Below are 25,820 nucleotides of genomic sequence, written 5' to 3'. Positions count from 1 at the left end.
ATCTATTTTTCCATTTTAACGATTAGGCTGTCTAAGTATCGGGTGATCGAGTAGAGCACGATACCATTGACTGGACCATTTTCACCCAACGTTGATACCCGGAGCTCACAACTATTTTTTAGTGCGTTCATCGTATAGGTTTGAATACCTAATTGAATAGGAAGAGTGATAAATGTACCTGCATCTGCAAATTTGCCACTCATAACAATCATTTGTGGATTGAATAGTTGGATGAGATGAGAAATTGCCTTGCCTAGATTTTTGCCCAGTATGTTAAGTAGATCAATGGCGTATTGATCCCCCAGATTTGCCGCTTCAATTATGTCTTTCGGAAGGAGAGCCTCTTTTTCTGGTAATTGTGTTAGTGTCGTCGGTATTTTTTCAGCAATATCTTCTTTTGCTCTGTTTACTAAAGCCACTCCTGAAGCTACAGTCTCCAGACACCCCCGTTTGCCGCAGTAGCAGAGTTGGCCATCTTCTACAAAAACCATGTGCCCCACTTCGCCAGAGAAACCGTCGTTCCCCATATACACTTCTCCATTAATAATAATACCGAGACCAATACCCCAATCCATTTGAATGATCAGTACATTTTTCTTGCCAATGGCGGCACCGTAATTTAGTTCACTTATTGCGGCCGCTTTTACATCATTTAGAATATAGACATCCTTTTGAAAGGTTTCTTTTATGTGTTGGCGTAAGTTAAAGTTTGGGGCGTAATAAAAGGTGAGGTTCTCGCCCGTTTCGGTATTGATAAGTCCAGGCATTAAAATTCCGATCCCCATAATAGTAAGCCAATCTAGTTTGCTTTCTACGGCATACTGACGAATGATCTCGATTAGGTTATCTATCTTGTCTGCATCTTTCGCGAGATTATTGGTGTATGTTTTTCCTTCGTGAACGATCTCATTATTATTATCCAATACGATGAGACGAACTGTGAAGCGTTCAATTTCTATGCTGAGGATATTCAATATCCTGTTTTTTATTTGGTACAGGTTAGGTTTACGGCCACCGATTGATTCACCTTTGCTCTTTTGCTCTAGTAGTCCTTCTTGGATGAGCTCCGACATAATCAGATTAAGTGTAGGTAAGCTTAAGTTTACTTTCGTAGCAACTTCATTTATCGTTATCGCATAATTTTCGAAAATAGTCTTCAGAACCTTTAGTTTAACTAAGGCATTTTTTCTTTGCTTGGACGTAAATGATGGATTCTCCGAAAAAATCTTGCTGATTAATGTCATAAAATGATTAGTGTGGTTTTAACAACGTCCTAAGATAGGGAAAATAATAAATTACTTTTATGAAATTTTTGCTAAAGTTTTTTTATTTCTTAAAAACTTATTCTAACTTTAGTTCGATTTTGAAAGGAATATAGCATTCAAAATCTAGGTTATGATACGACTGTCGGCAGGGTGTTCTTCGCAACAATTATCTGACAGTATAGACATTCAATATAATTTATATTAAATTAGAAACTTCAACTAAACTAACTAATCCATAATGAAAGAAAAAAACACTTCAAGACGTGATTTTATCAAAAAGTCATTGATTGGTGCTGCAGCTTTTACGATTGTTCCAAGACATGTCTTGGGCGGGCAAGGCTTTTTGGCGCCAAGTGACCATTTAACCAAAGGGGTGATTGGTGTAGGCTCTATGGGACGTGGTCATTTTGGCTATGCTGGAACTAAAACCGTTGCCATCTGTGATGTGGATACCCGACACTTAGCGCTTGCTCAAAAAGCCCTGGGTGGTGGCGTGAAAGAACATCACGATTTCCGTGAGTTGATTCAAAACCCAGAAGTCGATATTGTGCATATCGCGACACCTCCACACTGGCATGGACTTATGGCTGTTGAAGCAGCCCGTTCAGGTAAGGATATTTGGTGTGAGAAACCGATGACCCGAACTATTGGAGAGGGTAAGAAAGTGAAAGAAGCTGTTGCTCAGCATGGCAATATCTTCCGCTTGAATACGTGGTTTCGTTTCGATGCAAACTTCTACGGTTTGAATGTACCTGTAAAGAAGGTGAAAAAATTAGTCGATACAGGTATGTTAGGTTGGCCGTTAAAAGTTACCATCAGTAAGCATACGGGTTTTGACTGGAAATTCTATTGGGTTGGTAAAGAAAATTTACCTACAGAGCAAGTGCCTAAAGAGTTGGATTACGATATGTGGTTAGGTCCGGCGCAATATAAACCGTATAGCACACACCGTGTTCACACGACTTTTAGAGGATATTGGGATTATGATGGTGGTGGTTTAGGGGATATGGGACAACATTATTTGGATCCCGTTCAGTATTTCTTAGGTAAGGATGAAGAGAGTCCGATCAAGATTGAGGTCGATGCACCACAGCAGCATTCCGATGCGGTTGGCACCTGGCGTAAAATTACATATACGTATGCCGATGGTTGTCAGATTATTCTTGATGGAGCAGGAACCGAAGAAGGTCAAGCGTATATTGAAGGGCCAAAAGGTAAACTGTATAAAGGCTTTGTTTGTGATATCCCAGACATGGAACGCAAATTAGCGCAGTATCCAGATCCAGCACCACAGATGACTGATTTTGTGGAGGCCTGTAGAACGCGTCAAAAGTTTGCGCTTAATGAGCAGAATGGTTACTATTCAGCAACCTTAGTCAACTTAGGATTGGCGGCTCTTCGTTTGAACCGAACGTTGCATTTTGATTCGCAAAAGCAAGAGTTTGTGAACGATGAAGGAGCAAACCGCTTGATTAATCAACCGATGCGTGGACCTTGGACTATTTAACCGACCTACCTGAACGAAATGAAAAAAGTATTTAATACCTTATCAGCCTTATTGATAATACAGGTTGCGGCGTATGCCCAACAACCTGCAAACAGAACATCAGCAACAAAGATTGCGGACGTTTTGGCCCAACAACCGGCCGAAGAACAGACGAAATTCTTATCGGCCATGCGGGAGTTGGAAAATTTTACAGCCGACGATATTACCAATCTTTTGCTTGGATTGAAGCCGCAAGGTGGAAATAATGCGGGCATCGAGTATGCAGCAAATTCGTATTCTTTTTACGTGATGCAACCGGGAATGGATGCGAAACGTACCGTATTTTCTCAAGGATTAGTAAAAGCGCTAAATAACCTTACCGATAAAGATAATAAAGGCTTTGTTTTGGCGCTTATGAAACAAGCGTCTAAGAACGAGGCGATAGAAGCTATCGTTCCTTACCTACAGGATGAGTATCTGGTTGATAAAGCGGCTCTTGCGCTAAATGGTATTCGTACCGAGCAATCGGCGGCGGCTTTGTCAAAGGCGTTGGCAGGTTCTACTTCAGAAAAAACCACAACAGCTATTGTTGCGGCCTTAGGGGACTTAAAATCGAAGTCCGATGAGGAAGCAATTATTGCGACATTGGCTAAGTACACATCTGAAAACTACCAGCGTAATGCCTATACGGCTTTAAGTAAGATTGCAGGTGCAAAATCGGCTCCTGTGTTGTTGGCAAAGTTGAAGTCGGTTAATTACCAATTCGATAAAACGAATATTGGTGGGTTAACGCTGGACTATGCGAACAACCTAGTTGGTAATGGTCAACAGGCTCTTGCAGTTTCGGTCGCAAATACCATATCTGCGGAAGCGGAGAAAGCAGGATCGGCTACGTTACAAGCGGGCGCTTTGCAGTTGTTGACGAAGATTAACCCGAATGCGACACGTAAGCAGCTGATGAAGGCGGCAACAAGTAGTAATGCATTGTACAGAACGACAGCCTTAGAACTGTTGGGTAAATATGGTACAGCGGCAGATACTAAAAAACTTATTGCTTTAATAGGTTCTTCTGCACCGGATGTACAAGAAGGGATTTTGAACTTTATTGCACAGAAAGGTGTTGCGGGCGATATTTCTGGTATTGAAAAGGGGCTAGGTAAGATTAAAGGTACGCAGGCAAAAATTGCTGCCTTGAATACGTTGTCAAGTCTCTCACAAGGTACAAACGCTAAAAGTTTGATCAAGCAAATTGCGGGTGCTGATGAGTTAACGGCAAAGGCGATTGAATCGTTGTTGTTGTCTTCGAAGGGAGCAAACACCGTAGAGGAGATCAATCAAGCTTTACCAGGTGCTGATGCAAAAACGCAATTGACTTTGTTAAATGTCTTAGCAAAACGTACAAATGCTAATTCGGCAAAAGCAGTTTTACCTTTGTTGAGCGCGACAGATAATACGATTAAAACGGCAGCATTAAAAGCATTGCCGAATGTTGTGAACGCAGATGACTTTGAAGCTATTGCTGCGTTGGTACCTAATGCCCCAGAAGCGGATGCTAAATATTTACAGAGCGCAATGGTTATTGCATTGAATGCGAGTGCTGATAAAGATGCTAAAATCAAGCGCTTGGCGGCTAATATCTCTCGTTCGGCAGCGCCTAGCGTAGGTAAATATTTTCCTGTGTTTGCTGGTGTAGGTGGTGCGGAATCACTAACGGCGGTGAAGAATTACCTGAATAACGAAGGTCTTAAGAATCAGGCTATTTCTGCTTTGTCAAATTGGTCGAATCCAGAGGTGTTGTCTACCTTGATCGCGTTGTCCAGAACAGAAAAAGATCCGCAAAATTTTGATACGATCTTCAAAGGGTTGATCAGCAAGATCAATGCAAGTAACGATACGCCGACGCAAAAGACATTGTTGTTGAAAGATGCATTTCATCTGGCACAAAATGTAAACCAAAAGCGTAGTGCTTTGGGGAGCTTGCAAGCGACAGGTACGTACCAAGCGATGATATTTGCGGCACAATTTTTAGATGACGCAGAGCTTAAAGGTGCCGCCACAAATACGGCGATGAATATTGCGATGGATGATAAGTCTTTCGTTGGGCCTGATGTGCGCAATATCTTGGAGCGTGCAAATGCGAATCTTTCGGGAAGTGAAAGCTCGTATTTAAGGGAAGCTATTGTCCGCCATTTAGCAGAAATGCCACAAGGAGCGGGTTATGTTTCGATTTTCAACGGTAAGGATCTTACGGGATGGAAAGGCTTGGTGGAAAATCCAATCAAGCGGGCGAAGATGACAGCAAAAGAGCTGGCAGACAAGCAAGCTATTGCGGATCAAAAGATGCGCGAAAACTGGCGTGCTAGCAATGGTGAACTTGTATTTAGCGGACACGGTGATAATATAGCGACAGTAAAGCAATACGGTGATTTTGAGATGTTGGTAGACTGGAAGTTAGATCCAAATGGTAAAGAGCCTGATGCCGGCGTTTATTTACGGGGAACACCTCAAGTTCAAATGTGGGATATCTCTCGTACGAATGTAGGTGCTCAGGTTGGTTCTGGTGGTTTATACAATAACCAGAAAAATCCAAAAGATCCATTGAAAGTAGCTGATAATGCTTTGGGCGAATGGAATACCTTGAAAATCCGTATGGTGGGTGAGAAGGTATGGGTATGGTTGAACGGTGAGTTGGTTGTCGATAATGTGACTTTGGAGAATTACTGGGATCGAAATCAGTCGATCTTCCCGGTGGAGCAGATTGAGCTTCAGGCACATGGTTCGCAGGTATGGTACCGTGATATCTTTATCAAAGAGTTGGCTAGAAAAGAGGTTTATACATTAAGCGATGCGGAACGTAATGAAGGTTTCGAAATGTTGTTTGATGGTACCAACCTTGATAAATGGACGGAAACTCCTGCTTATGAACTAACACCGGAGGGGTATGTTCGGGCTAATCCAAACGCTAAATTCGGCAAGAATTTATACACGAAGAAGGAGTATGCAGACTTTGTGTACCGCTTTGAGTTTAAGCTCACGCCGGGCGCAAACAATGGGGTCGGTATTCGTACACCGTTGGAAGGGGATGCCGCCTATGTTGGTACAGAAATCCAGATTTTGGATAATGATGCTGATATCTACAAAAACCTGAAAGAGTATCAATACCACGGTTCTGCATACGGTATTTTACCTGCAAAACGTATCGGTATGAAGCCTATCGGCGAATGGAATACAGAGGAAATTCGTGTGCAAGGTGATAAGATTAAGGTGACGCTAAACGGTGTTGTTATTTTGGACGGTGATTTCTCGCAAGCCAAAAAGAATGGCACTTTAGATAATAAGCAACACCCTGGATTGGCAAATAAGTCGGGACACATTGGCTTCTTGGGTCATGGTTCTGAAGTGTTTTTCCGAAATATCCGCGTGAAAAGCTTATAAGCTAGATAAAAAAAAGCTCTCGAGATCCTCGAGAGCTTTTTTTTAGTTCATGGTTTGTGGTTTTTTTGTTCATAGGACATAGTTCACTATCTACTATCTACTATCTACTATCTGCCAACTACCAACCACCAAACTACAATCTACCAACTACTAAAACTTAGCCCCTAAAGTCAGCACGACGTTCGTACGTTGATGCTTGATGTCAGCCACTGGGTTTTTAGTATTCCAGAATGTTTCATCGACTTCGTAGGGTGTTACTTTATAGTCGTTTACTAAATGTACAACCGCTAAGTCTAGGTATAGAGACTGCGTAATTTTAGCCCCTAAGCCTAAGCTACCGCTGTATTGTTTGTTATCTGCTCCTTTATAGGGGTTACCGAAATAATTGAAACCAGCACGTCCACTTAGGGCATTGGTAAATAAGACCTCACCACCGACACGTACATTTACTGCTGATTGGTAAGCTGCTTTCATATCGGCGTCCCATTCTCTTTCGCGAGAAGGATTACCGCCACCAATAGTTCTCAGTTTCATGGTACTGTAGTCTACATACTCTACATCGGCAGACAGTAAACCACGGCTGAAGAATTTCGAAAGACCCACGCTGAATTTCCATGGAGTAATCAAATTATATGAATCTTCGGTTGGATCAGAAAGTACTTCTTTCGTGCTAAATGCCGAAGATGCAGTTTCATTGTCGTAATAATCTACTTTAATATAGCTATCTGTATAATCATCTATCGTATACCAAGTAGGTGAGGAGATGGTTGCTCCGATATTCCAATCGACCGCAGGTTTATAGATCGCGCCGATTTTGAAATCAACCCCTGAACCTTCTGTGCGTTGGTAATAATCATCCAACAATTCATAGTTTGCCTCAACGAAATCAAATAGGGGACTCGTTGGGTCTGCAATTTCTGAATTTGGGTTGTTTGCTAGGATTTGCGCTCTGTTTTTGGTCCATCCACCTTCTGAAAATTGGGAGGAGTGATCGTAGCGGAATGATGTGAATCCCAAATTGGCACCAATGTAAAATACATTATTGTAGTTTGCGCCAAAAGCTAAAGCCGTTCTCGAGTTGTAACCTTTATCTAAGACATCCGCAATTTGTGTTTTATTTGCGCGCTCTCCAACAACAGGGAAATAACCTTTGGTCGGGTCGCTATGTTCTTCGATTAAGATCGACTTATACATCTGATCGATCCAATTTGTATTGGTGCTTGTGCTTGCCATATCGCTATAGCGGTTTACCAACGAGTTATCCGGGTTTGTTCCTTCATAACGTACATTATTGGTAAACGTATTCGTGTTCTCGTAGCTAATACCTACGTTGAAATTTTGCCATCCGTGGTACCCCTCATTCGTTGGGAAGTGAAAAACTACCCCGGCATGGTCGATCCCAAAGCGCCCCTTATTTTTGGATGTATTTTGTCCAAAATAGGTACCCTTGTTGTTTGCATTATTGTAGTTTACGGAAACCGAAATATCAGACTGCTTAAAAAAGCCTAATCCTGCTGGGTTGCCTGTTATGGAGCTAATATCTCCACCAAGAGCTGTCTTTGCATTTCCTAAACCCTTGAAACGCGCTGTTCCGCCATTGTTTTCTTGGCCGAAGATAATGGCATCACCCACAAACTGCGCCTGCGCAGAATACATTAGACCGGATACCAATAAAGACGTAAAAAGTATATTTTTTAACTTCATAATATGTTGTGAAATGTAATAGGAGATATAGAATAGCCAATATCCGTAGATATTGGCTATTTAAGGTATATTTTCTTAACGAGTTCTACCGCCACCTGATCTAGAGCTGCCAGAAGAGCTGCTTGATCCAGAGCTTCTTGACGCACCGCCACCGCTAGACATCGAGCTGCCAGAGCTACGTGATGGTGTGTACGATGATCCAGAACTTCTTGTTGAAGAAGGCTGACTAGAGCGGGTTTCTGATCCCGAGCTTCTTGTTGTGCTACGCGATGGAGCGGTTGATGTAGGGCGTGTTGTTTGTCTACTTGTTCCCACACCGCTACCTTCTCTTGTCGAACCACCTACACGTGAACCAGAGGTTTGTCTTGTTCCTACAGGTGTTCTTGAACCATTTCTCGATATTGTTCCGGATTCTCTCGTGCGGCTGCCTGTTGTTGAGCGATCACCTACACGTGTACCTGATCCATTTCTTGACACGGTTCCTTCTCTTGTTCCGACACGGCTACCGGTAACGATTCTACCATTTGCATCACGGCTAACACCGGTACGGCTTGATGTTCCTGTGCGTGTTGTTGTACCAACTCTAGAGTTATAACGATCTCTTGAGCCCGAGCGAACAGAAGAGTTTGCCGGTCTTATACTGTAGCGGTTACCACCGTAATAGTTTCCGTAATAGTTGTTATATCCATAATATGGATGTCCCCAAGAGTTGTAGCCCCAGCCGCCCCAGCCTCCGCCGTAGCCCCAGCCAAAACCACCACCGTATCCCCAGCCATTATAGTATGGAGAACCCCAGCCCCAACGGCCGCCCATTCCCCAGCCCATGCCGATTGACCAACCAGAGTTCCATCCCCAGTTGTTCCATCCAAAGCCAAGTCCGAAACCGGAATAGCCATACCAAGGGTCAAACCATGGATCATAGTAACCCATACCTGGTGTAGCATAGTGGAATCTGTTGATACGATTGGCATACTCCAAATCGGTATCATATTCATATCCTTCTATGTAATCCTCATCGGCGTACTCGTCGGCATAATACTCATTTTGTGAATACTGCTCTGGTTGTCCGTTTGTATAATAATAATCCGGACTCTGGTAATCTTTAGGAGTTTTGGATTGATTATTATAAACGTCGTCTTTGTAAGCAACCTGCTTACTTGTTGAACACGATGACAGGACAAAAACCGCTGCTAGTGTCAAACTTCCGAATAATAATCTATTTGTTTTCATCATTTCCAATACAGTTAAACTTCGATAATGTAAGTCTTTATTACTATCTTAGACCCGTATTTTCTGAAGTGGTTTAATGCTATCTCAAAAATATATATAAAACTTTAGTTGAGGCTAAAGTTTTTCTGATTAAGACGATAATATTACAGATTGTTACAGTAAAAAATAAGGTAAATAATGGGAAAAGGAATCACAAGTCGTAGTGAAGATTATTCACAATGGTACAATGACCTCGTAATTAAGGCTGATTTAGCGGAGTATTCTGCTGTAAGAGGATGTATGGTCATTAAACCCTATGGCTATGCTATTTGGGAGCGCATGCAAGCGATCCTTGATAAAGAGTTTAAAGAGACAGGACATAGCAACGCGTACTTCCCCTTATTTATCCCCAAATCTTTTTTCTCGAAAGAAGCTTCACATGTTGAAGGTTTTGCGACCGAGTGTGCCGTAGTTACCCATTACCGATTGAAGAATGATGGTAACGGTAACATCGTTGTTGATGAAGAAGCCAAGTTAGAGGAAGAGCTGATTGTTCGTCCGACTTCGGAGACTATTATATGGAATACATACCGCGGTTGGATCGAATCCTACCGGGATCTTCCAATCTTGGTGAACCAGTGGGCGAATGTGGTGCGTTGGGAGATGCGTACACGTTTATTTTTGCGTACCGCTGAGTTTTTGTGGCAAGAAGGACATACCGCACACGCAACGGAACAGGAGGCGATCGAGGAAGCAGAAAAAATGCAAGGCGTGTATGCTGATTTCGCTGAAAAAGTAATGGGCGTACCTGTTGTGCGTGGACGGAAGACAGAGAATGAGCGCTTCGCAGGAGCGGTAGATACTTATACGATTGAAGCATTGATGCAAGATGGTAAAGCACTACAAGCAGGAACTTCTCATTTCCTGGGACAAAATTTTGCCAAGGCTTTTGATGTGAAGTTCACATCCAAGGAAGGAAAGCAGGAATATGTATGGGCGACATCATGGGGTGTATCGACACGTTTGATGGGCGCTTTGGTAATGGCACATTCGGACGATCAAGGTTTGGTGATTCCACCAAAGTTGGCACCGATCCAGGTTGTTATTGTACCTATTTATAGAACCGAGGAAGAAAAGGCAGCGGTAGATGGTTTTGTAGATAGCCTGCGAGCCGAATTAAAAGCAAAAGGTATTTCTGTAAAATACGATGATCGTGATACGCAGCGCCCGGGCTTTAAGTTTGCAGAATGGGAGCTTAAAGGGGTGCCATTGCGCGTAACAGTAGGGGCGCGTGATTTACAGAATGGAACCGTAGAGCTGGCACGTCGTGATATCCAATCGAAAGAGACGGTGTCACAAGAAGGATTGGCTGTTCGTATTGAGAATTTGCTGGACGTTATTCAAGAGAATATTTATCAGAAAGCATTAGACTATCGCGATGCGCATATTACCGAAGTGAATTCGTATGATGAGTTTAAAGAAGTGCTTGAAGGTAAAGGTGGTTTCATTTCATGCCACTGGGACGGAACGGTAGAAACAGAGAAGCGGGTGAAAGAAGAGACCAAAGCAACAATTCGTTGTATTCCTTTGGATGCAAAAGAAGAGGCTGGTGTATGTATTTTCACGGGTAAGCCTTCGACGAAGAGAGTTTTATTTGCGAAAGCATATTAGTAGGGGAGTGGGTAGCTCGTGGTTTGTAGCCGGAGCAAAGTATTGATTACAAAGTAAATGTTGGTCGAGCCGCAAGATGTTGTGGCTCGACCAACTACTATCTACCAACTACTATCTACCAACTACTATCTACCAACTACTATCTAGACACTATTAAAAAATGACATTCCTTATATTAGGTTGCGGTTGGGTAGGAGAGGCGTTCGCTCACGCGGTGAAAGCCTGTGGTCATACGGTTATCGTGACGACTACAAATCCGGCTAAGCAGGAGCGATTTATTGCAGCAGGTTTTACGGTCTTGTGTGTGGATTTTGACACGAGCATCGACATCTCAGTTTTTCCTGAACAGGTCGACTATATATTAAATAGCATTCCAGCGACCAAGCAACTGGGGCAGGAAGTTCTATCGCATCGTTTTAACCAGGTCGTTCGCGTCCTGGAAAAAGTAACATATAAACAACAGATTTTCTTGAGCTCTGTGGGCGTGTACCCCGATGAAAGCGGCCTGTATACAGAGGAATCCGCAGTGGATGAAACAAGCAATCTCCGTTATGCAGAACAACGGATGCAGGTCTGTCCGCGTACCACTGTGTATCGTTTGGGGGGACTTTTTGGTCAGGAGCGTATTTTTGCTAAATATTTTCAAAACCGTGTTTGTGTTACGGGTGGACAGCCGGCCAATTTCGTACATCAGGAAGATGTCTTAGCCCTCTTGCAGCTTGGTTTTCAGGCACAACTCCAATATTCGGTCTATAATATCACCGCGCCCGAACACCCGCTAAAAAAAGAGGTGATTCTGAAGTCGGCACGACGGTACGGTTTTTCGTTACCCTCGTCTTTTACTGATGAAGCGAGTTTTCAGAAAGTTGTGTCAGGTGAACGTATTATTTCTGAATTGAAATATACGTTTATATATAAGTCACCGTTAGATTTTTAATATATTTGATTTTTATACATTGTTTTATGGCCTATAAATTTGCAACTAAAGCTATTCATGCCGGACAGGAGGCTGATCCGACAACAGGAGCGGTAATGACTCCAATATATCAAACCTCGACTTATAAACAAGCTTCTCCAGGAGAACATAAAGGATATGAGTATTCACGCGGTACAAACCCAACGCGTAAAGCATTGGAGGACTGTTTGGCTGCTTTAGAAAATGGTCGTTTCGGACTAGCTTTTTCTAGCGGCATGGCAGCAACAGACACGGTATTACGCGTATTGAAACCGGGGGATGAAGTGGTGACAGGAGATGATCTTTATGGTGGCTCGTATCGTATCTTCACAAAGGTATACGAACCGTATGGTATTACGTTTAAGTTTGTCAACACGTCTGATGTATCGGCAGTCGAAGAAGCCATAACGGAGAAGACGAAACTTATATGGGTGGAGACACCTACAAACCCAACACTGAAGCTGGCTGATATTGAAGCGATAGGCAAGGTGGCTAAGGCGCATAAGGTGCTTTATGTGGTGGACAATACTTTTGCTTCACCGTATTTACAAAACCCATTGGATCTAGGAGCAGATATCGTGATGCATTCAGCAACCAAGTACTTGAATGGACACTCTGATGTCGTGATGGGTGCTTTGGTGCTTAACGACGAAGAGTTGTACAAGCAGTTGTGGTTTTATTATAATGCAGTGGGGGGCACACCAGGTCCACAGGATGCATTCTTGGCTTTACGCGGTATAAAGACTTTGCATGTGCGCATGAGAGCACATTGCGAAAACGGCCGTCGGGTTGCTGAATTTCTAAAAGATCATCCTAAGGTCGAAACGATATACTGGCCAGGTTTCACCGATCACCCCGGACATGAAATTGCGAAGAAGCAAATGCGTGATTTTGGGGGTATGATATCCATTGTACTGAAAGACGCCGATCTACAAGAGACATTTCGTATAGCATCACGCTTTAAGGTGTTTACGCTAGCAGAGTCTTTGGGAGGTGTAGAGTCATTGGTTAACCATCCCGCAACGATGACACATGGTTCTATTCCAAAAGAAGCACGTGAAAAAGTAGGGGTCGTGGATAATCTATTGCGTTTGTCTGTGGGGATCGAAGATGCAGACGATCTAATTGCTGATTTACAACAGGTATTGGGTTAAGTGTTTAAGATCAGTTCAATTAAATGAATCCTACAATAAAGTTTAATAACGTTAATACCGTATTTTCAAAAGCGTTAAAGGAAAAAGCAAATGCCTATTTTAAAAGTACATTAAAAGATAAAACCGGCGATAAGCGGATTTTTACCAAAGCGGCAATCCTGCTGACGGTGTTTTTTCTGATTTACGGAATTCTGGTTTTTGTGCAGCCACACTGGATGATCAGTGTCCTTTTGTGTGTTGTTTTTGGAATTAATTTCGCTGCTATTGGTTTTAATATCATGCACGATGCAGGGCACAATTCTTTTTCAAGCAATAAAAAACTGAATACGGTCCTTTCTTATAGCCTTAACCTTTTGGGAGGAAATATATATTTCTGGAAGTTAAAGCATAATATTGCGCACCATACCTATACCAATATCGAGGGAGAGGATCATGATATCAAGGTGAAGTTTATGCGTTTGCACAGTGATCAAAAGGCGAAAAAGTATCATCGTTTTCAGAAGTACTATTTTCCATTGCTGTATAGTATCTCGTATCTGACATGGATATACTACCAGGATTACGAAAAGTATTTTAAACAGGTTGCAGGTATTGAAACGTTTCATTTTCCATTAAAAGAGAAGGTTATTTTTTGGATGACGAAAGTTATACATCATTCCATATTTATTATTTTTCCGGTAATTTATGTTGGGTGGCTACCTACGTTGATTGGATTGTTGATCTCGGGCGTCGTGTGCGGTTTATTTTTAGCTGTGATTTTTCAGTTGGCTCATGTTGTAGAAGAAACAGAGTTTAAGGTGGTCGATACGGATCGCGTTGAAAATGAATGGATGATCCACCAGCTGAAGTCAACAGCCAACTTCTCAACAGAGAATAAAGTGTTAACTTGGTTATTAGGTGGTTTGAATTTTCAAATTGAACATCATCTTTTCCCTAAAATCAGTCATGTGCATTATCCTGCACTAAACAAAATTGTTAGGCAGACCTGTCAAGAATTCAATATAAACTATATTGAATTTAAGAGCTTTAGATCTGCTTTTTTATCACATGTGCAGGTTATTCATGCCATGTCAAAGTAAAGATGAAGGGAGTTTGCCACAGCAAGCTCCCTTCATCTTTTAGTTGCACTTGTTTTTAAATATTTTTTTTAACTTTGCACCATCAATTCAAGCTATGAGTGACGCTATAAAACATGAGTGCGGCATTGCACTTATTCGACTTCTAAAACCCCTATCTTATTATCAGGAAAAGTATGGCACGCCCTACTATGGAATCAACAAGTTGTATCTTCTTATGGAGAAGCAACATAACCGAGGCCAAGATGGTGCTGGTATTGCAACGATTAAGTTCGATGTGAAGCCTGGAAACCGCTATATTTCACGATACCGAGCGATGGGCTCTTCTGCGGTGGCAGATATTTTTGAATATGTGCAGAAGAAGTTTGCTGCAGTAGGGAAGGCTTATCCCGCAGAATCTAAAGATACGCAGTGGTTGAAAGATCATGTTAGCTTTACAGGAGAGGTGTTGTTAGGGCATTTGCGCTATGGTACCCATGGAAAGAATAGCATTGAAAGCTGTCACCCATTTTTACGCCAGAACAACTGGATGAGCCGTAACTTGGTTGTTGCAGGGAATTTTAATATGACGAACGTTGACGAGTTGTTGCAACAACTGTATGAACTAGGTCAGCACCCGAAAGAGCAAGCCGATACCGTTACGGTTTTAGAAAAAATTGGGCACTTCTTGGATGATGAAAATCAAGAGTTGTTTGACAAGTTTAAAAAGGAAAATTACTCCAATGTTGAGATCAGTGCACTGATTGCAAAAAACATTGACGTAACGAAGATATTAACGCGTTCTGCTAAAACGTGGGACGGTGGTTATACCATTGCTGGTATATTTGGTCATGGGGATGCTTTTGTTATGCGTGACCCTGCAGGAATCCGTCCGGCATTCTATTACCAGGATGATGAAGTTCTTGTGGTAGCATCGGAGCGTCCGGTTATTCAAACTGCATTTAACATTCCTTTGCAGGCGGTTAAGGAAATTAAACCGGGGCATGCGCTTATTGCGAAGAAAGATGGTACGGTAACGGAAGAGATGTTCCGTCAGCCAGTCGAGCAGAAATCATGTTCTTTTGAACGTATCTATTTCTCTAGAGGTTCAGACGCTGATATTTATAAAGAACGTAAAGAGTTAGGCCGATTGTTGTGCCCTCAGGTATTGAAGTCGGTTAACAGCGATATTAAAAATACCGTATTCTCGTTTATTCCAAATACCGCCGAAGTTTCTTATTACGGGATGATGGAAGGGATTAATAGTTATGTGCGGAACTTCCAGAAAGAAGCGTTATTAAATCGTTCCGATAAGATATCGGATGAGGAGTTAGAGGATGTAATCAGTATCACACCACGTTTTGAAAAGCTGAATGTAAAGGATGCAAAGCTGCGTACCTTTATTACCCAGGATGCTGATCGTACAGATATGGTGCAACATGTTTACGATACGACGTATGGTATTGTGCGTAATCATGAAGATACTATTGTTGCTATTGACGACTCTATTGTTCGTGGAACAACATTGAAACAGAGTATTTTAACAATCTTGGATCGATTGCATCCGAAAAAGATTGTTATTGTTTCTTCCGCACCGCAGATTCGTTACCCAGATTGTTATGGTATCGATATGTCACGGATGGGAGAGTTTGTTGCTTTTGAGGCTGCGATCAACTTGTTAAAACGTAATGGTTTAGCGCACATCATTGACGAGGTATACCAGAAGTGTGTAGTCGCTATGACACAACCGATCGAGGAGATCGAAAATTACGTCAAAGCTATTTACGAGCCATTCACAGATGAAGAGATTTCGGAAGAGATTGCGAATATCGTTCGTCCGCATAACTTGGAGGCAGAATTTGAAGTGATTTACCAAACTTTGGATAACTTGCATAAAGCTTGTCCTAACCATAAAGGAGATTGGTATTTCTCTGGAGATTATCCAACTCCTGGTGGAAATAGAGTCGTGAACAAAGCATTTATGAACTGGGTAGAAGGAAAGAACGTTAGAGCATACTTTAGTTCATAAAAAAACAAAGAAACTATTTTGGTTTTATTGATCAAAATAGATATCTTTGCAGCTCATTAAAATATTAACAATTTTATTTTATAACAATGTACGCAATAGTAAATATAGCAGGACAGCAATTCAAGGTTGCTAAAGACCAGTTTCTTTTTGTGCACCGTTTGCAAGGAGACGAAGGCGCTAGTATTGAATTTGACAATGTATTGTTAGCCGAGGACGGTGGTAAATTTTCTGTAGGTACGCCAAGTATCGCAGGTGCTAAAGTTTCAGCTAAGATTTTGTCTCATTTGAAAGGTGATAAAGTGATCGTTTTCAAGAAAAAACGCCGTAAAGGTTACAAAAAGAAAAACGGACACCGTCAACAGTTCACGAAAATCCAGATCACTGGTATCAGTTTATAATTGAATTTTTAATCTGACTTTTTAAGTCATAAATTAAGATAAAGAAATGGCACACAAAAAAGGTGCGGGTAGTTCCAAGAACGGCCGTGAGTCACATAGTAAGAGATTAGGTATCAAGATTTTCGGTGGTCAGCAAGCTATTGCTGGAAACATCATCGTTCGTCAGCGTGGTACCGTGCACAACCCAGATGCAAACGTAGGTGTTGGTAAAGACCACACATTATATGCATTGGTTGATGGTACTGTAGTTTTCCGTAAGAAAGCTAACAACAAATCTTATGTATCTGTAGTTCCTGCTGAGCAGAACTAATTTTACGTAGGTTTTCCATAACATAAAAAAGACCGTTGAACAATCAACGGTCTTTTTTATGTTATAGGGTTAAGAAGTTATGATGGTGTTTACTTCTTTACTTTTGACTTACCCTTTTACTTCTTTACTCCTTACTTTTCCTTTAAAGTAAATTAAAAGACCCGTAAGAAATACCGGTAGGGTACTATAAAGGCATATTTTTCCCAAATCAGTATAGCCGGGTTGGGCTATTTGATTGAATTGTGACAACCAGGTAAAGTACAATACAATGCCTGCTGCCATGACTATTTTTCCAATTGTGCTCATCTTTAGGGTTATACGTGTTACGTAAATATAAAGATATTTTTAAGAAAATACAGTCAATCGAAAAAAAGATATAAAAAAAAGCGTTCTGCCTTAGACAGAACGCTTTTTTTTATAGGGGTAGAAATGTTAGATGATTAACATCGCATCTCCGTATGAGTAGAATCTGTATTTTTCTTTTACAGCCACTTCGTATGCATTCATGGTGTTTTCGTATCCAGCGAAAGCCGCAATCATGACCAATAAGGTTGATTCTGGCGTATGGAAGTTGGTGATCATTGAATTCGCGATACTGAAATCGTATGGCGGATAGATAAACTTACTTGTCCAGTCGCTCGAAGCTTTTAAATGTCTGTCTGCGGATACTGCTGATTCAATAGCACGCATAGAGGTTGTACCTACGGCACAAACACGACGTTTGCTGTCAATACCTTTGTTAACGATTTTTGCTGCTTCATCGGTAATGATAAACTGTTCAGAGTCCATCTTGTGTTTCGTCAAGTCTTCCACTTCAACGGTACGGAAAGTACCCAATCCAACGTGTAAAGTTACCTCTGCGAAGTTGATTCCTTTTAACTCTAAACGCTTCATTAACTCGCGAGAGAAGTGAAGACCTGCCGTAGGTGCAGCAACAGCTCCTTCGTTCTTAGCGTAGATTGTTTGGTAACGGAATTTATCTTCAGGTGTAGCCTTACGTTTGATGTATTTAGGAAGAGGTGTTTCGCCTAAGATTTCAATGTTACGACGGAATTCTTCGTCTGTACCATCGAATAAAAAGCGAATAGTACGTCCGCGTGATGTTGTATTGTCTACCACTTCAGCGACCAATAAATCGTCGTCACCAAAATATAACTTATTACCTACGCGGATTTTACGTGCCGGATCAACAAGAACGTCCCAAAGACGCAATTCTTTGTTTAATTCTCTTAATAGGAACACCTCAATTGTAGCACCGGTTTTCTCTTTGTTACCATACATACGTGCAGGGAAAACTTTGGTGTTGTTCAAAATCATGACATCTTGATCATCAAAGTAATCGAGTACGTCCTTGAATATTTTATGTTCTATTTTTCCTGAATCGCGGTGCAAAACCATTAGGCGTGCCTCATCACGTTGCTCCGAAGGTTCTGATGCTAACAAAGACTCAGGTAAGTTGAATTTAAACTGTGATAATTTCATCTCTTATTATATCGATATGTTTAATGTATTGAAACCTTAACAATCAGCCTGATTAAAGGTTTCAAAAAGGCTTACAAAGATACGAAAATAAAACATAAAAGTCGTATTTTCACTGGATTATTAGTGTGTTTGCGGAATTCGAGGCCTCGTCTACACCTTTACCTTGATGGATGCCGAAGGTTCGTTTTTTTTACGTCTGAAAAGACGTGGAAATGTTTTGTAAATAAACAGTAATTTAATTATGTTTATACGAAATATGCTATTAGTCTTTCGATTATTAAAGGAGAGTTTTTTATTTGCGTTGTCTGCGTTGAAGGATAATCGTACGCGTACCTTGTTGTCACTATTAGGTGTTACGATTGGTATTATGACGATTATCGGTGTTTTTTCTGCCGTGGACACCCTTCGTAATAATTTGGAAGAATCGGTACGTAAAATTGGTAGCCGCACGCTATACGTAGAGAAATGGCCCTGGGATGGAGGACCTGACTTCCCCTGGTGGAAATATGTAAATAGACCGGAACCTAAGTATAAAGATTACGAATCTGTTAGAGATCGTATGACCACGGCAAGTGATGTCGCGTACTCCATTTACATTGGAGGGAGTACCATAAAGTATCAAAATAACTCGGCCTCGAATGTCAGTATTGCTGCGGGAACACATAATATCTATGATGTTCGGAAACTGGATATTGTAGAAGGGCGTTATTTTACAGAGCAGGAGTCGCGTGCTGGTACCAGTGTTACGGTGCTTGGGGCCACGGTGGCGGAAGGCCTTTTTCCACATGGAAGCGCTATTGGTCGCTATGTGACGGCGAGAGGACGGAAGCTTCAAGTGGTAGGCGTGCTTAAGAAGGAGGGCTCAGGCATGTTGATTAATGTGTCTAATGACGACGCCATGTATATTCCCTTTGCGTTGGGACGTAATATTGTAAATTATGAAAACTATTCACCCAGTATTGCAATCGAGGTGAAGCCTCAATTCAGCCTGGAAGAAGCAGAAAGTGAGTTGATCGGTATTATGCGATCTACGCATCGGTTGGCGCCACAGCGCGAAGATGATTTTTCGGTTAATAAAACCACGCTTATTACTGCACAGTTGGATCAAATGTTCGTGATTATTAATCTAGCGGGTTTTTGTATTGGTGTGTTCTCTATTTTGGTGGGGGGATTTGGAATCGCTAATATTATGTTTGTGAGTGTAAAAGAACGAACAAATTTAATAGGTATCCAGAAGGCACTTGGGGCGAAGAATTTCTTTATACTTTCCCAATTCCTGATTGAAAGTATCTTGCTTTGCTTGATTGGTGGAGCAATAGGGTTGGGCTTCGTCTATGGCTTAGCTGCACTCGCCAAGCTTTTGTTTGACTTTACGGTTGTCGTTAGCTTGAAGATGGTTGTAATTACCTCCTTGCTATCGACTATTATTGGACTTATCGCTGGAATCGTACCTGCGATCAATGCTGCGAAGTTAGACCCTGTCGAAGCGATTCGAAGTAAGTAGTTTGTAGGGAGTAGTTGGTGGCAGGTAGATTGTCGTTTGTGATGTATACTTGATCCTTCGTATTAAAATACTATAACATAAAAAAAGCTAGACCTGAGGTCTAGCTTTTTTTATGTTATAGCAGCTTCTATTTATACTAGTTTTGCTAATGCTTCTTTCATTCGACGAAGGGCTTCAATTAGGCTTTCGTCAGATGCTGCATAAGATAATCTGATGTAATTGTCGTTACCGAAAGAATCTCCACCTACAGTTGCAATATGGCCTTCATTTAAAAGGTATAATGCTAAGTCTGCTGATCCCTTGATTACGTTTCCATTTAAATCTTTCTTTCCAAAGAAAGAGCTGATTTGCGGGAAGAAGTAAAAAGCACCTTCTGGAAGGTTTGTTTTTACGCCAGGAATTTCATTGAGTAAGTTGTATACCAGTTCACGACGGCGTAAGAATGCTTCTTTCATGACTTTAACACTCTCTAGTCCGTCATTGTAAGCAGCAATACCAGCGCGCTGTGCAATAGAGCAGGTACCCGATGTTGTTTGTCCTTGCAGCTTATCGTTTGCTGCCGCGATTTCTTTACTTGCAGCAATATAACCTAAGCGCCAGCCTGTCATTGCATACGCTTTTGAGAAACCGTTAACAACGATTACGCGGTCTTTGATGCTAGGGAACTGTGCAATAGATTCATGCTTGTCAATAAAATTGATATGCTCATAGATCTCATCCGAAAGGATAAAGATATTTGGATACTTTTCAAACACTTTTGCCAAGGCTTCCAATTCTGCTTTACTGTAAACCGAACCTGTAGGGTTACATGGTGAAGAGAACATGAAGAGTTTAGTCTTCGGCGTAATTGCCGCCTCTAACTGCGCTGGCGTAATTTTGAAATCAGAATCGATGTCTGTGTTGATGAAAACCGATTTTCCTTCTGCTAAAACAACCATTTCTGAGTAGGATACCCAGTATGGCGTAGGGATGATTACTTCATCACCCGGGTTTATAAGCGTTAGGATAACATTGGAAAGCGATTGTTTCGCACCAGTAGACACTACGATCTGCGAAGGATCATAGTCTAAACCGTTTTCATTTTTGAGCTTGTTAACGATTGCTTGACGCAATTCTGGGTATCCCGGTACCGGCGAATAGCGCGTGAAGTTGTCGTCTAAGGCCTGCTTTGCTGCGTTCTTTACATTGTCAGGTGTATTGAAGTCTGGCTCACCAACACTTAAGCTGATGACATTAACGCCTTTAGCGGCTAATTCGCGACCTAATTTGGTCATTTTTAAAGTTGCGGATTCGGACAAATTGTTGATCCGATCAGATAAATACGGTGTCGTGCTCATGATGGTACAAACTTATAGAAATTTGCTTTTATAAACAATAATATTCATGGCTATATTTCATATGGTTTATCGGTATTTTAGGAGAAATGTTGTTCCTTCTCTATGAATTTCCTGTATGCTTTGTGGAAAATTGATTTTTATGGCACTTCTGTTGTTAAAATGTTAATTTGCCGCTTCGCGCTGTGTCTTTCAATTGTTACAGCTTATTTTGCATGAGTGCATGATGGAAGTTTTACATTTGGCTCTACTTTGAGATATGAAAAAATTTAAGATTGATACTTTTATAATAGCGTTGCTTTGTTGCATTGTATTAGCTTATTTCTTTCCACAGCTTTACGAATGGCGAGCAGGAAAGGGGCTGGAGATGATTACAACTATAGGCGTTTCGCTTATTTTCTTCTTTTACGGTTTAAAACTCAGTTTTAAGCAGATTAAGGATGGCTTGAGTAATTGGAAGCTTCATGTGTTGGTTCAGTTTTCGACATTTCTGTTGTTCCCTTTGGTATTGCTACCCTTTTATCCCTTTATTAAAACATCCATTCAACACGATTTTTGGCTATCATTTTTCTTTTTAGCTGCGCTGCCATCCACGGTCTCATCCTCTGTGGTAATGGTTTCCATTGCACGCGGAAATATGGCAGCCGCTATTTTTAATGCCAGTATCTCGGGTTTGATCGGTGTGGTTGTTACCCCTTTATGGATGGAGTTGTTTATGGACTTTGGAGACGTAGATATCTTAGGGCACGTATACTGGGGGCTGACGAAAGAAATAATTATTCCGGTGTTATTGGGGCAGTTTTTGCAACCTTATCTCGGGAAATGGGCGTCGGCATATAGCAAGCAATTGAGTCGGTTTGACAAGTCTGTTATTCTGCTTATTGTCTATGCCAGTTTTGCCGAATCTTTTGTAAGTGGTGTATTTGATTCCATCGGACGAACGTATCTGGTCTGGGTATTTGTAGGGGTGGTTGTCCTTTTCTGCCTCGTGTATGGATTAATTTATGCTTTGAGCAGGTATGTGTTAAAATTTTCACGGGAAGATCAGATTACGGCACTGTTTTGTGGTTCCAAGAAATCTTTGACGCATGGTTCCGTATTTGGAAAGTTTCTATTTGTTCATACCGCTGGTGCTGGTTTATACTTTTTGCCTTTGATGATTTTTCATGCTTTTCAGATTTTTGTAGTGACAATCATTGCCCAGCGTTACCATAATAAGGGATAATAATCAGGGGCGTGACAGGCAGCGAAAATGCTGGAAAGAAGCCGACAAAACATATGTTTTTTTGATGAAAGAGGAAGGTTTTCCGGTGATCTAAAAAAGAAAGGTTTCCAAACGGGGAGAATGGAAACCTTTACTAACCAATTATAAACCTAAATTATGATACCACAAAGATAGTGTATTTTAAACACTAAGTCCAAATTTATTTTACTTTTTTTTTCGGAAAGCTTCAAATACGGATATTAGTTGTAATTAATGACGAAAATCACCTTTATAAAGATCATTTTGTATACCTCTTGCAATTAATTAATTGTATTTTCGCAAACAAAACGTAATTAAAGCCAAATGCTATATGATTGAATCTTTTGATGTTTTTATAAAACAATTCAAAGCAGGGTTAGTGGAATTGTTTCACAACACATCTGATATTAATGAACTTAGTTTGGAGCGCGGTCTTCCTAAAGAGATCTGGGAAGGCATTATGGCATTCAATCCGCTGTCGGTAGCCGTACCGGAAGAATTTGCCGGCCGGGGAGTTAAAGTAAAGGAATGTCTTGGATTATTATCTGCGGCGTCTTATGAATCTCTTCCGCTTTCACTAACTTTTGGAATCAATATAGCACTCTTTTTGGAGCCTCTAGCGAAATACGGCCATGCCGATATCAAAGGAGATATCTTTAAGCGTTTTATCGAGAATCAAGCGATGGGCGGATTAATGATCACTGAGCCAGATTATGGGAGTGATGCATTAAGCATGCGTACCCAACATACCTTTACCGATGATAACTATCAGCTCAAAGGGCAAAAACACTGGCAAGGACTTACTGGTATGGCCGATTTTTGGATTGTAGCTGCTCGTAAGGCCATGGATAATGGTGAATTAGCGCGTGATATCGATTTTTTTGTAACGGACAATAGTCGTTCTGAACAACATATTCCAGTAGAGAAGTATTTCAACAACTTGGGACTTTACATGATTCCTTACGGTTTAAATACTATTGACCTCACTGTTCCAGCCAATCAAAAGCTACAACAAACAAGTACAGGCATCAAGATGATGCTGGATATTTTGCACCGTAGCCGTTTGCAGTTCCCGGGTATGGGAATGGGATTCTTACAACGTATGCTGGACGAAGCAATCGGACACTGTACCAATCGTAAGGTGGGCGGACAACCGTTGTTAGCGTTAGATTCGGTACAATATCAAATTTCGCGTATTCAATCGTCGTTTACGCTGTGCTCGGGGATGTGTGCACATAGTTCGGGCATGAGTTCGATAGCGCATGACGTTTCTGGAAATGGGGTAGAGGCAAATAGTATGAAAGCCTTGGTAACAGACTTGATGCAGGAAGCCGCACATATCTGTGTGCAACTATCGGGTTCAAGTGGTTACAAATTGGATCATATTGCTGGCCGAGGTATCGTAGATTCCAGACCGTTCCAGATCTTTGAAGGTTCCAACGAAATGTTGTACAGTCAGATAGCAGAAGCAATTGTTAAACAAATGAAGAAAAGTAAAGAGCTTCATTTTGGACGTTTCCTTACTAGCCTTGATACAACAGCGCGCGTGGCGCCTCGTTTTAAAGCGTTGTTAGATTTTTCTATAAGCGATAATTTGGCACAGCGACAAACGGTGGTATTGGGTAAAGTGATTGCACGTTTAGTTTGTTTGCAATACGTAGACGAGTTAGTGGAAAAAGGATTCCGTCAGGATCTATACGAAAACACGACGAAACATATTAAAATGGATATCCAGGAACTGTTAGCAACGTTCTTGAACCCTAATGATGCGACACCTATTGTGGAATACCAAGAGGGTGGTGATTGGTTGTCGTTTGTGTAGATAATACTGTTTGTCCGCATAGATATATTATATCTTGCCAGCTAAAGACGAATAAAAAAAGGAGACCTATGAGAGTCTCCTTTTTTTGCTGTGGTCTAAGGTAGGTTAAAATGTATATCCTACAGAAAGAGCTATTGACTTGTTTTTTGCACCCAACTCCTTGCTGATCGTGTTTAGACCATGATTATAGCGCAAATCAATTCCAAAACGATTAATATCTAACCCAACATTCGCCAAAGCATCGTAACTAAAAGACTTGTAGTTTGCTGTGCTTGTTGCCTTTGCTTTGTTCAATTGGTAATTTAACTGCGGTCCAACAGAAGCCCGTATTCCCATCTTTTCAGATTCATAAAATTTATACCCCGCTTGTATTGGAAGGTGGAGCTGATAAAAATTTGGGTTGTGTTTTTTACCCTCAAAATTATAGGTTGTCGAAGTAAAGGAAAGCGTCAACTCCGGTTGTACAAAAAATCGATCTGTAGTGCGAGCGAATATACCTACCTGTGCGCCAAATTCAGATTTTTTATCACTTACACTCTTATTTGAATAGCTAGGCATCGTGTAAACGCTTCCTGCTTTTACGCCAAAGTCCACTTCTTGTGCACGTGCTACTTGGTTTACTAATAAACCCATTACCATAACGAGCATTCCTTGCTTAATCTGGTTTTTCATTTTCATGTTCTTTTTTATTAATTGTTATTTAATGATGAGACAATCTTTGCGGGCTATACCCTTGCTTTCATTTATTTTTATTTCCATCGACGATGTGTCCAAAGCCACCACGTTGGATTTCGTCGGATACTATTCTCAAGTTTTCGGGTATATTGTGTGGTGATAAATCCTGGGGCAGTCAATTGTGCGCTATCGCAAATTGGCTCTAAACGAATTTTCCAACCATAGTTTCCAACCGGTACAAGTTCAAGGTACAGCACAGAAGCGTTGGTTTTTCGGGCCAATTGCTCCGCTCCGGTAAACATCTGCGTAGGCTGCGACAGAAAATCGATGGAGAGACCATTTTCTTTTCCTGGAAATTGATCCGCGATAAAAAGAGTAATGCTGCTTTCGTGTTCCTCCCGGAGTAATATGCGCAATGCTTGTGATGCCGTCAAAAGCCGGATACCATGTATGCTACGGAACTTCGTGAAAAGTTTATCCCAGAATTTGCTTCTCAGGGGCTTGTACAGAGCTTGTACGGGTATGCTCGTATGCTTTGGTAGTTTATTTAAGACTTCCCAATTACCATAATGTCCTGTCAAAAGAATAATACGCTTCCTTTTTGTCTCGAGCATGGATAACATGTGCTGTTCCGCCTTGGGAACGTGTAGCTGCTGCATCGATGGAACGACTGTTTCAATTAAGATCCGCGCCGCATTTTTATAAAAATGTAGGTGGTGCTGTTTCACCTCGCTATAGGAAGCCGATGGTAGGGCACGTGATAAATTCTGTAGGGACACGGCATATCGATACCGACATATGTGACGAAGGATAAAACCTACGGTGCTGTATATATGCTCCATCGTGATCAATCAGCTGTTTCGTGTATACTGTTTATCAAGTTGTACAGCATATATCCAGTGAAACCAATAAAGAGAGTCACAAGGATTACCGTACTATATATTATACTTTCCATAAGCGTGCTTTTTATACCTTTGACAACGAACTTGGTATATACCCTCGGTAGAAGTTGATTTTTTTTGATCGACAAGCAGCGATACGTAAGCGTTTTTTTTTCAAATATTGTTAAGGGTATAGCTTATGTAAGTT

19 protein-coding genes are annotated in these 25,820 nt (G+C 41.3%); 12 read left to right on the top strand and 7 right to left on the bottom strand.

What is annotated here, in order from left to right; translation table 11 throughout:
* Positions 1-2: 2 nt before the first annotated feature.
* Positions 3-1,244 (bottom strand): ROK family transcriptional regulator, encoded by a 1,242-nt coding sequence (locus E2P86_RS12730; RefSeq protein WP_134433425.1) that lies wholly within the window; start codon positions 1,242-1,244, stop codon positions 3-5.
* A gap of 259 nt (positions 1,245-1,503) precedes the next feature.
* On the opposite strand from E2P86_RS12730, the gene E2P86_RS12725 reads away from it, so the two are divergent.
* Together E2P86_RS12725 and E2P86_RS12720 are read left to right on the top strand one after the other, a co-directional pair.
* Positions 1,504-2,772 carry a Gfo/Idh/MocA family oxidoreductase gene (locus E2P86_RS12725; RefSeq protein WP_085471285.1) on the top strand — a complete coding sequence of 423 codons (1,269 nt, stop codon included), beginning with the start codon at positions 1,504-1,506 and terminating at the stop codon, positions 2,770-2,772.
* A gap of 18 nt (positions 2,773-2,790) precedes the next feature.
* Positions 2,791-6,186 (top strand): DUF1080 domain-containing protein, encoded by a 3,396-nt coding sequence (locus E2P86_RS12720; protein WP_134433424.1) that lies wholly within the window; start codon positions 2,791-2,793, stop codon positions 6,184-6,186.
* A 150-nt stretch (positions 6,187-6,336) separates the two neighbouring features.
* Here the strand turns inward: E2P86_RS12720 and E2P86_RS12715 are convergent, their stop codons facing one another.
* Positions 6,337-7,890 carry an OmpP1/FadL family transporter gene (locus E2P86_RS12715; RefSeq protein WP_134433423.1) on the bottom strand — a complete coding sequence of 518 codons (1,554 nt, stop codon included), beginning with the start codon at positions 7,888-7,890 and terminating at the stop codon, positions 6,337-6,339.
* A 75-nt stretch (positions 7,891-7,965) separates the two neighbouring features.
* Positions 7,966-9,123, bottom strand: coding sequence for a hypothetical protein (locus E2P86_RS12710; RefSeq protein WP_240775505.1), 1,158 nt, complete (start codon positions 9,121-9,123; stop codon positions 7,966-7,968).
* Positions 9,124-9,297: 174 nt separating this feature from the next.
* On the opposite strand from E2P86_RS12710, the gene proS reads away from it, so the two are divergent.
* The 7 genes from proS (at position 9,298) to rpmA (ending at position 16,671) form a co-directional block, all read left to right on the top strand.
* On the top strand, positions 9,298-10,770 hold the full coding sequence (gene proS, locus E2P86_RS12705; RefSeq protein WP_085471289.1) for a proline--tRNA ligase: 1,473 nt from the start codon (positions 9,298-9,300) through the stop codon (positions 10,768-10,770).
* A gap of 160 nt (positions 10,771-10,930) precedes the next feature.
* Positions 10,931-11,707 carry an NAD-dependent epimerase/dehydratase family protein gene (locus E2P86_RS12700; RefSeq protein WP_134433421.1) on the top strand — a complete coding sequence of 259 codons (777 nt, stop codon included), beginning with the start codon at positions 10,931-10,933 and terminating at the stop codon, positions 11,705-11,707.
* A 26-nt stretch (positions 11,708-11,733) separates the two neighbouring features.
* A complete protein-coding gene (locus E2P86_RS12695) occupies positions 11,734-12,879 on the top strand; it encodes a cystathionine gamma-synthase (RefSeq protein WP_134433420.1) in 1,146 nt (381 codons plus the stop codon).
* Between the two features lie 23 nt (positions 12,880-12,902).
* Positions 12,903-13,958 (top strand): fatty acid desaturase family protein, encoded by a 1,056-nt coding sequence (locus E2P86_RS12690; protein ID WP_134433419.1) that lies wholly within the window; start codon positions 12,903-12,905, stop codon positions 13,956-13,958.
* Positions 13,959-14,052: 94 nt separating this feature from the next.
* Positions 14,053-15,963 carry an amidophosphoribosyltransferase gene (locus E2P86_RS12685; RefSeq protein ID WP_085471293.1) on the top strand — a complete coding sequence of 637 codons (1,911 nt, stop codon included), beginning with the start codon at positions 14,053-14,055 and terminating at the stop codon, positions 15,961-15,963.
* An 86-nt stretch (positions 15,964-16,049) separates the two neighbouring features.
* Positions 16,050-16,361 carry a 50S ribosomal protein L21 gene (gene rplU / locus E2P86_RS12680; protein ID WP_085471294.1) on the top strand — a complete coding sequence of 104 codons (312 nt, stop codon included), beginning with the start codon at positions 16,050-16,052 and terminating at the stop codon, positions 16,359-16,361.
* 46 nt (positions 16,362-16,407) lie between these two features.
* Positions 16,408-16,671 (top strand): 50S ribosomal protein L27, encoded by a 264-nt coding sequence (gene rpmA, locus E2P86_RS12675; protein ID WP_085471295.1) that lies wholly within the window; start codon positions 16,408-16,410, stop codon positions 16,669-16,671.
* 432 nt (positions 16,672-17,103) lie between these two features.
* Here the strand turns inward: rpmA and queA are convergent, their stop codons facing one another.
* Entirely contained in the window at positions 17,104-18,153 is a 1,050-nt protein-coding gene (gene queA / locus E2P86_RS12670) for a tRNA preQ1(34) S-adenosylmethionine ribosyltransferase-isomerase QueA (protein WP_085471297.1), read from the bottom strand.
* A gap of 256 nt (positions 18,154-18,409) precedes the next feature.
* On the opposite strand from queA, the gene E2P86_RS12665 reads away from it, so the two are divergent.
* Positions 18,410-19,657 carry an ABC transporter permease gene (locus E2P86_RS12665; protein WP_085471963.1) on the top strand — a complete coding sequence of 416 codons (1,248 nt, stop codon included), beginning with the start codon at positions 18,410-18,412 and terminating at the stop codon, positions 19,655-19,657.
* Positions 19,658-19,788: 131 nt separating this feature from the next.
* Here the strand turns inward: E2P86_RS12665 and E2P86_RS12660 are convergent, their stop codons facing one another.
* Complete coding sequence (locus E2P86_RS12660) at positions 19,789-20,994, bottom strand: pyridoxal phosphate-dependent aminotransferase (protein ID WP_200811728.1); 1,206 nt, start codon at positions 20,992-20,994, stop codon at positions 19,789-19,791.
* 256 nt (positions 20,995-21,250) lie between these two features.
* Between E2P86_RS12660 and E2P86_RS12655 the strand changes: the two genes are divergently transcribed.
* Together E2P86_RS12655 and E2P86_RS12650 are read left to right on the top strand one after the other, a co-directional pair.
* A complete protein-coding gene (locus tag E2P86_RS12655; RefSeq protein ID WP_085471298.1) occupies positions 21,251-22,216 on the top strand; it encodes a bile acid:sodium symporter family protein in 966 nt (321 codons plus the stop codon).
* Between the two features lie 349 nt (positions 22,217-22,565).
* Positions 22,566-24,056 (top strand): acyl-CoA dehydrogenase, encoded by a 1,491-nt coding sequence (locus tag E2P86_RS12650; RefSeq protein ID WP_085471299.1) that lies wholly within the window; start codon positions 22,566-22,568, stop codon positions 24,054-24,056.
* A 105-nt stretch (positions 24,057-24,161) separates the two neighbouring features.
* On the opposite strand, the gene E2P86_RS12645 is transcribed toward E2P86_RS12650, so the two are convergent.
* Together E2P86_RS12645 and E2P86_RS12640 are read right to left on the bottom strand one after the other, a co-directional pair.
* Positions 24,162-24,728, bottom strand: a complete 567-nt coding sequence (locus tag E2P86_RS12645; protein ID WP_166785203.1) for a porin family protein — start codon at positions 24,726-24,728, stop codon at positions 24,162-24,164.
* Positions 24,729-24,805: 77 nt separating this feature from the next.
* A complete protein-coding gene (locus E2P86_RS12640; RefSeq protein WP_085471301.1) occupies positions 24,806-25,573 on the bottom strand; it encodes a lysophospholipid acyltransferase family protein in 768 nt (255 codons plus the stop codon).
* Positions 25,574-25,820: the final 247 nt, after the last annotated feature.

Source organism: Sphingobacterium psychroaquaticum (genome assembly GCF_004421025.1).
GTDB lineage: Bacteria > Bacteroidota > Bacteroidia > Sphingobacteriales > Sphingobacteriaceae > Sphingobacterium > Sphingobacterium psychroaquaticum.
This window is presented reverse-complemented; position numbering and strand designations above follow the sequence as displayed.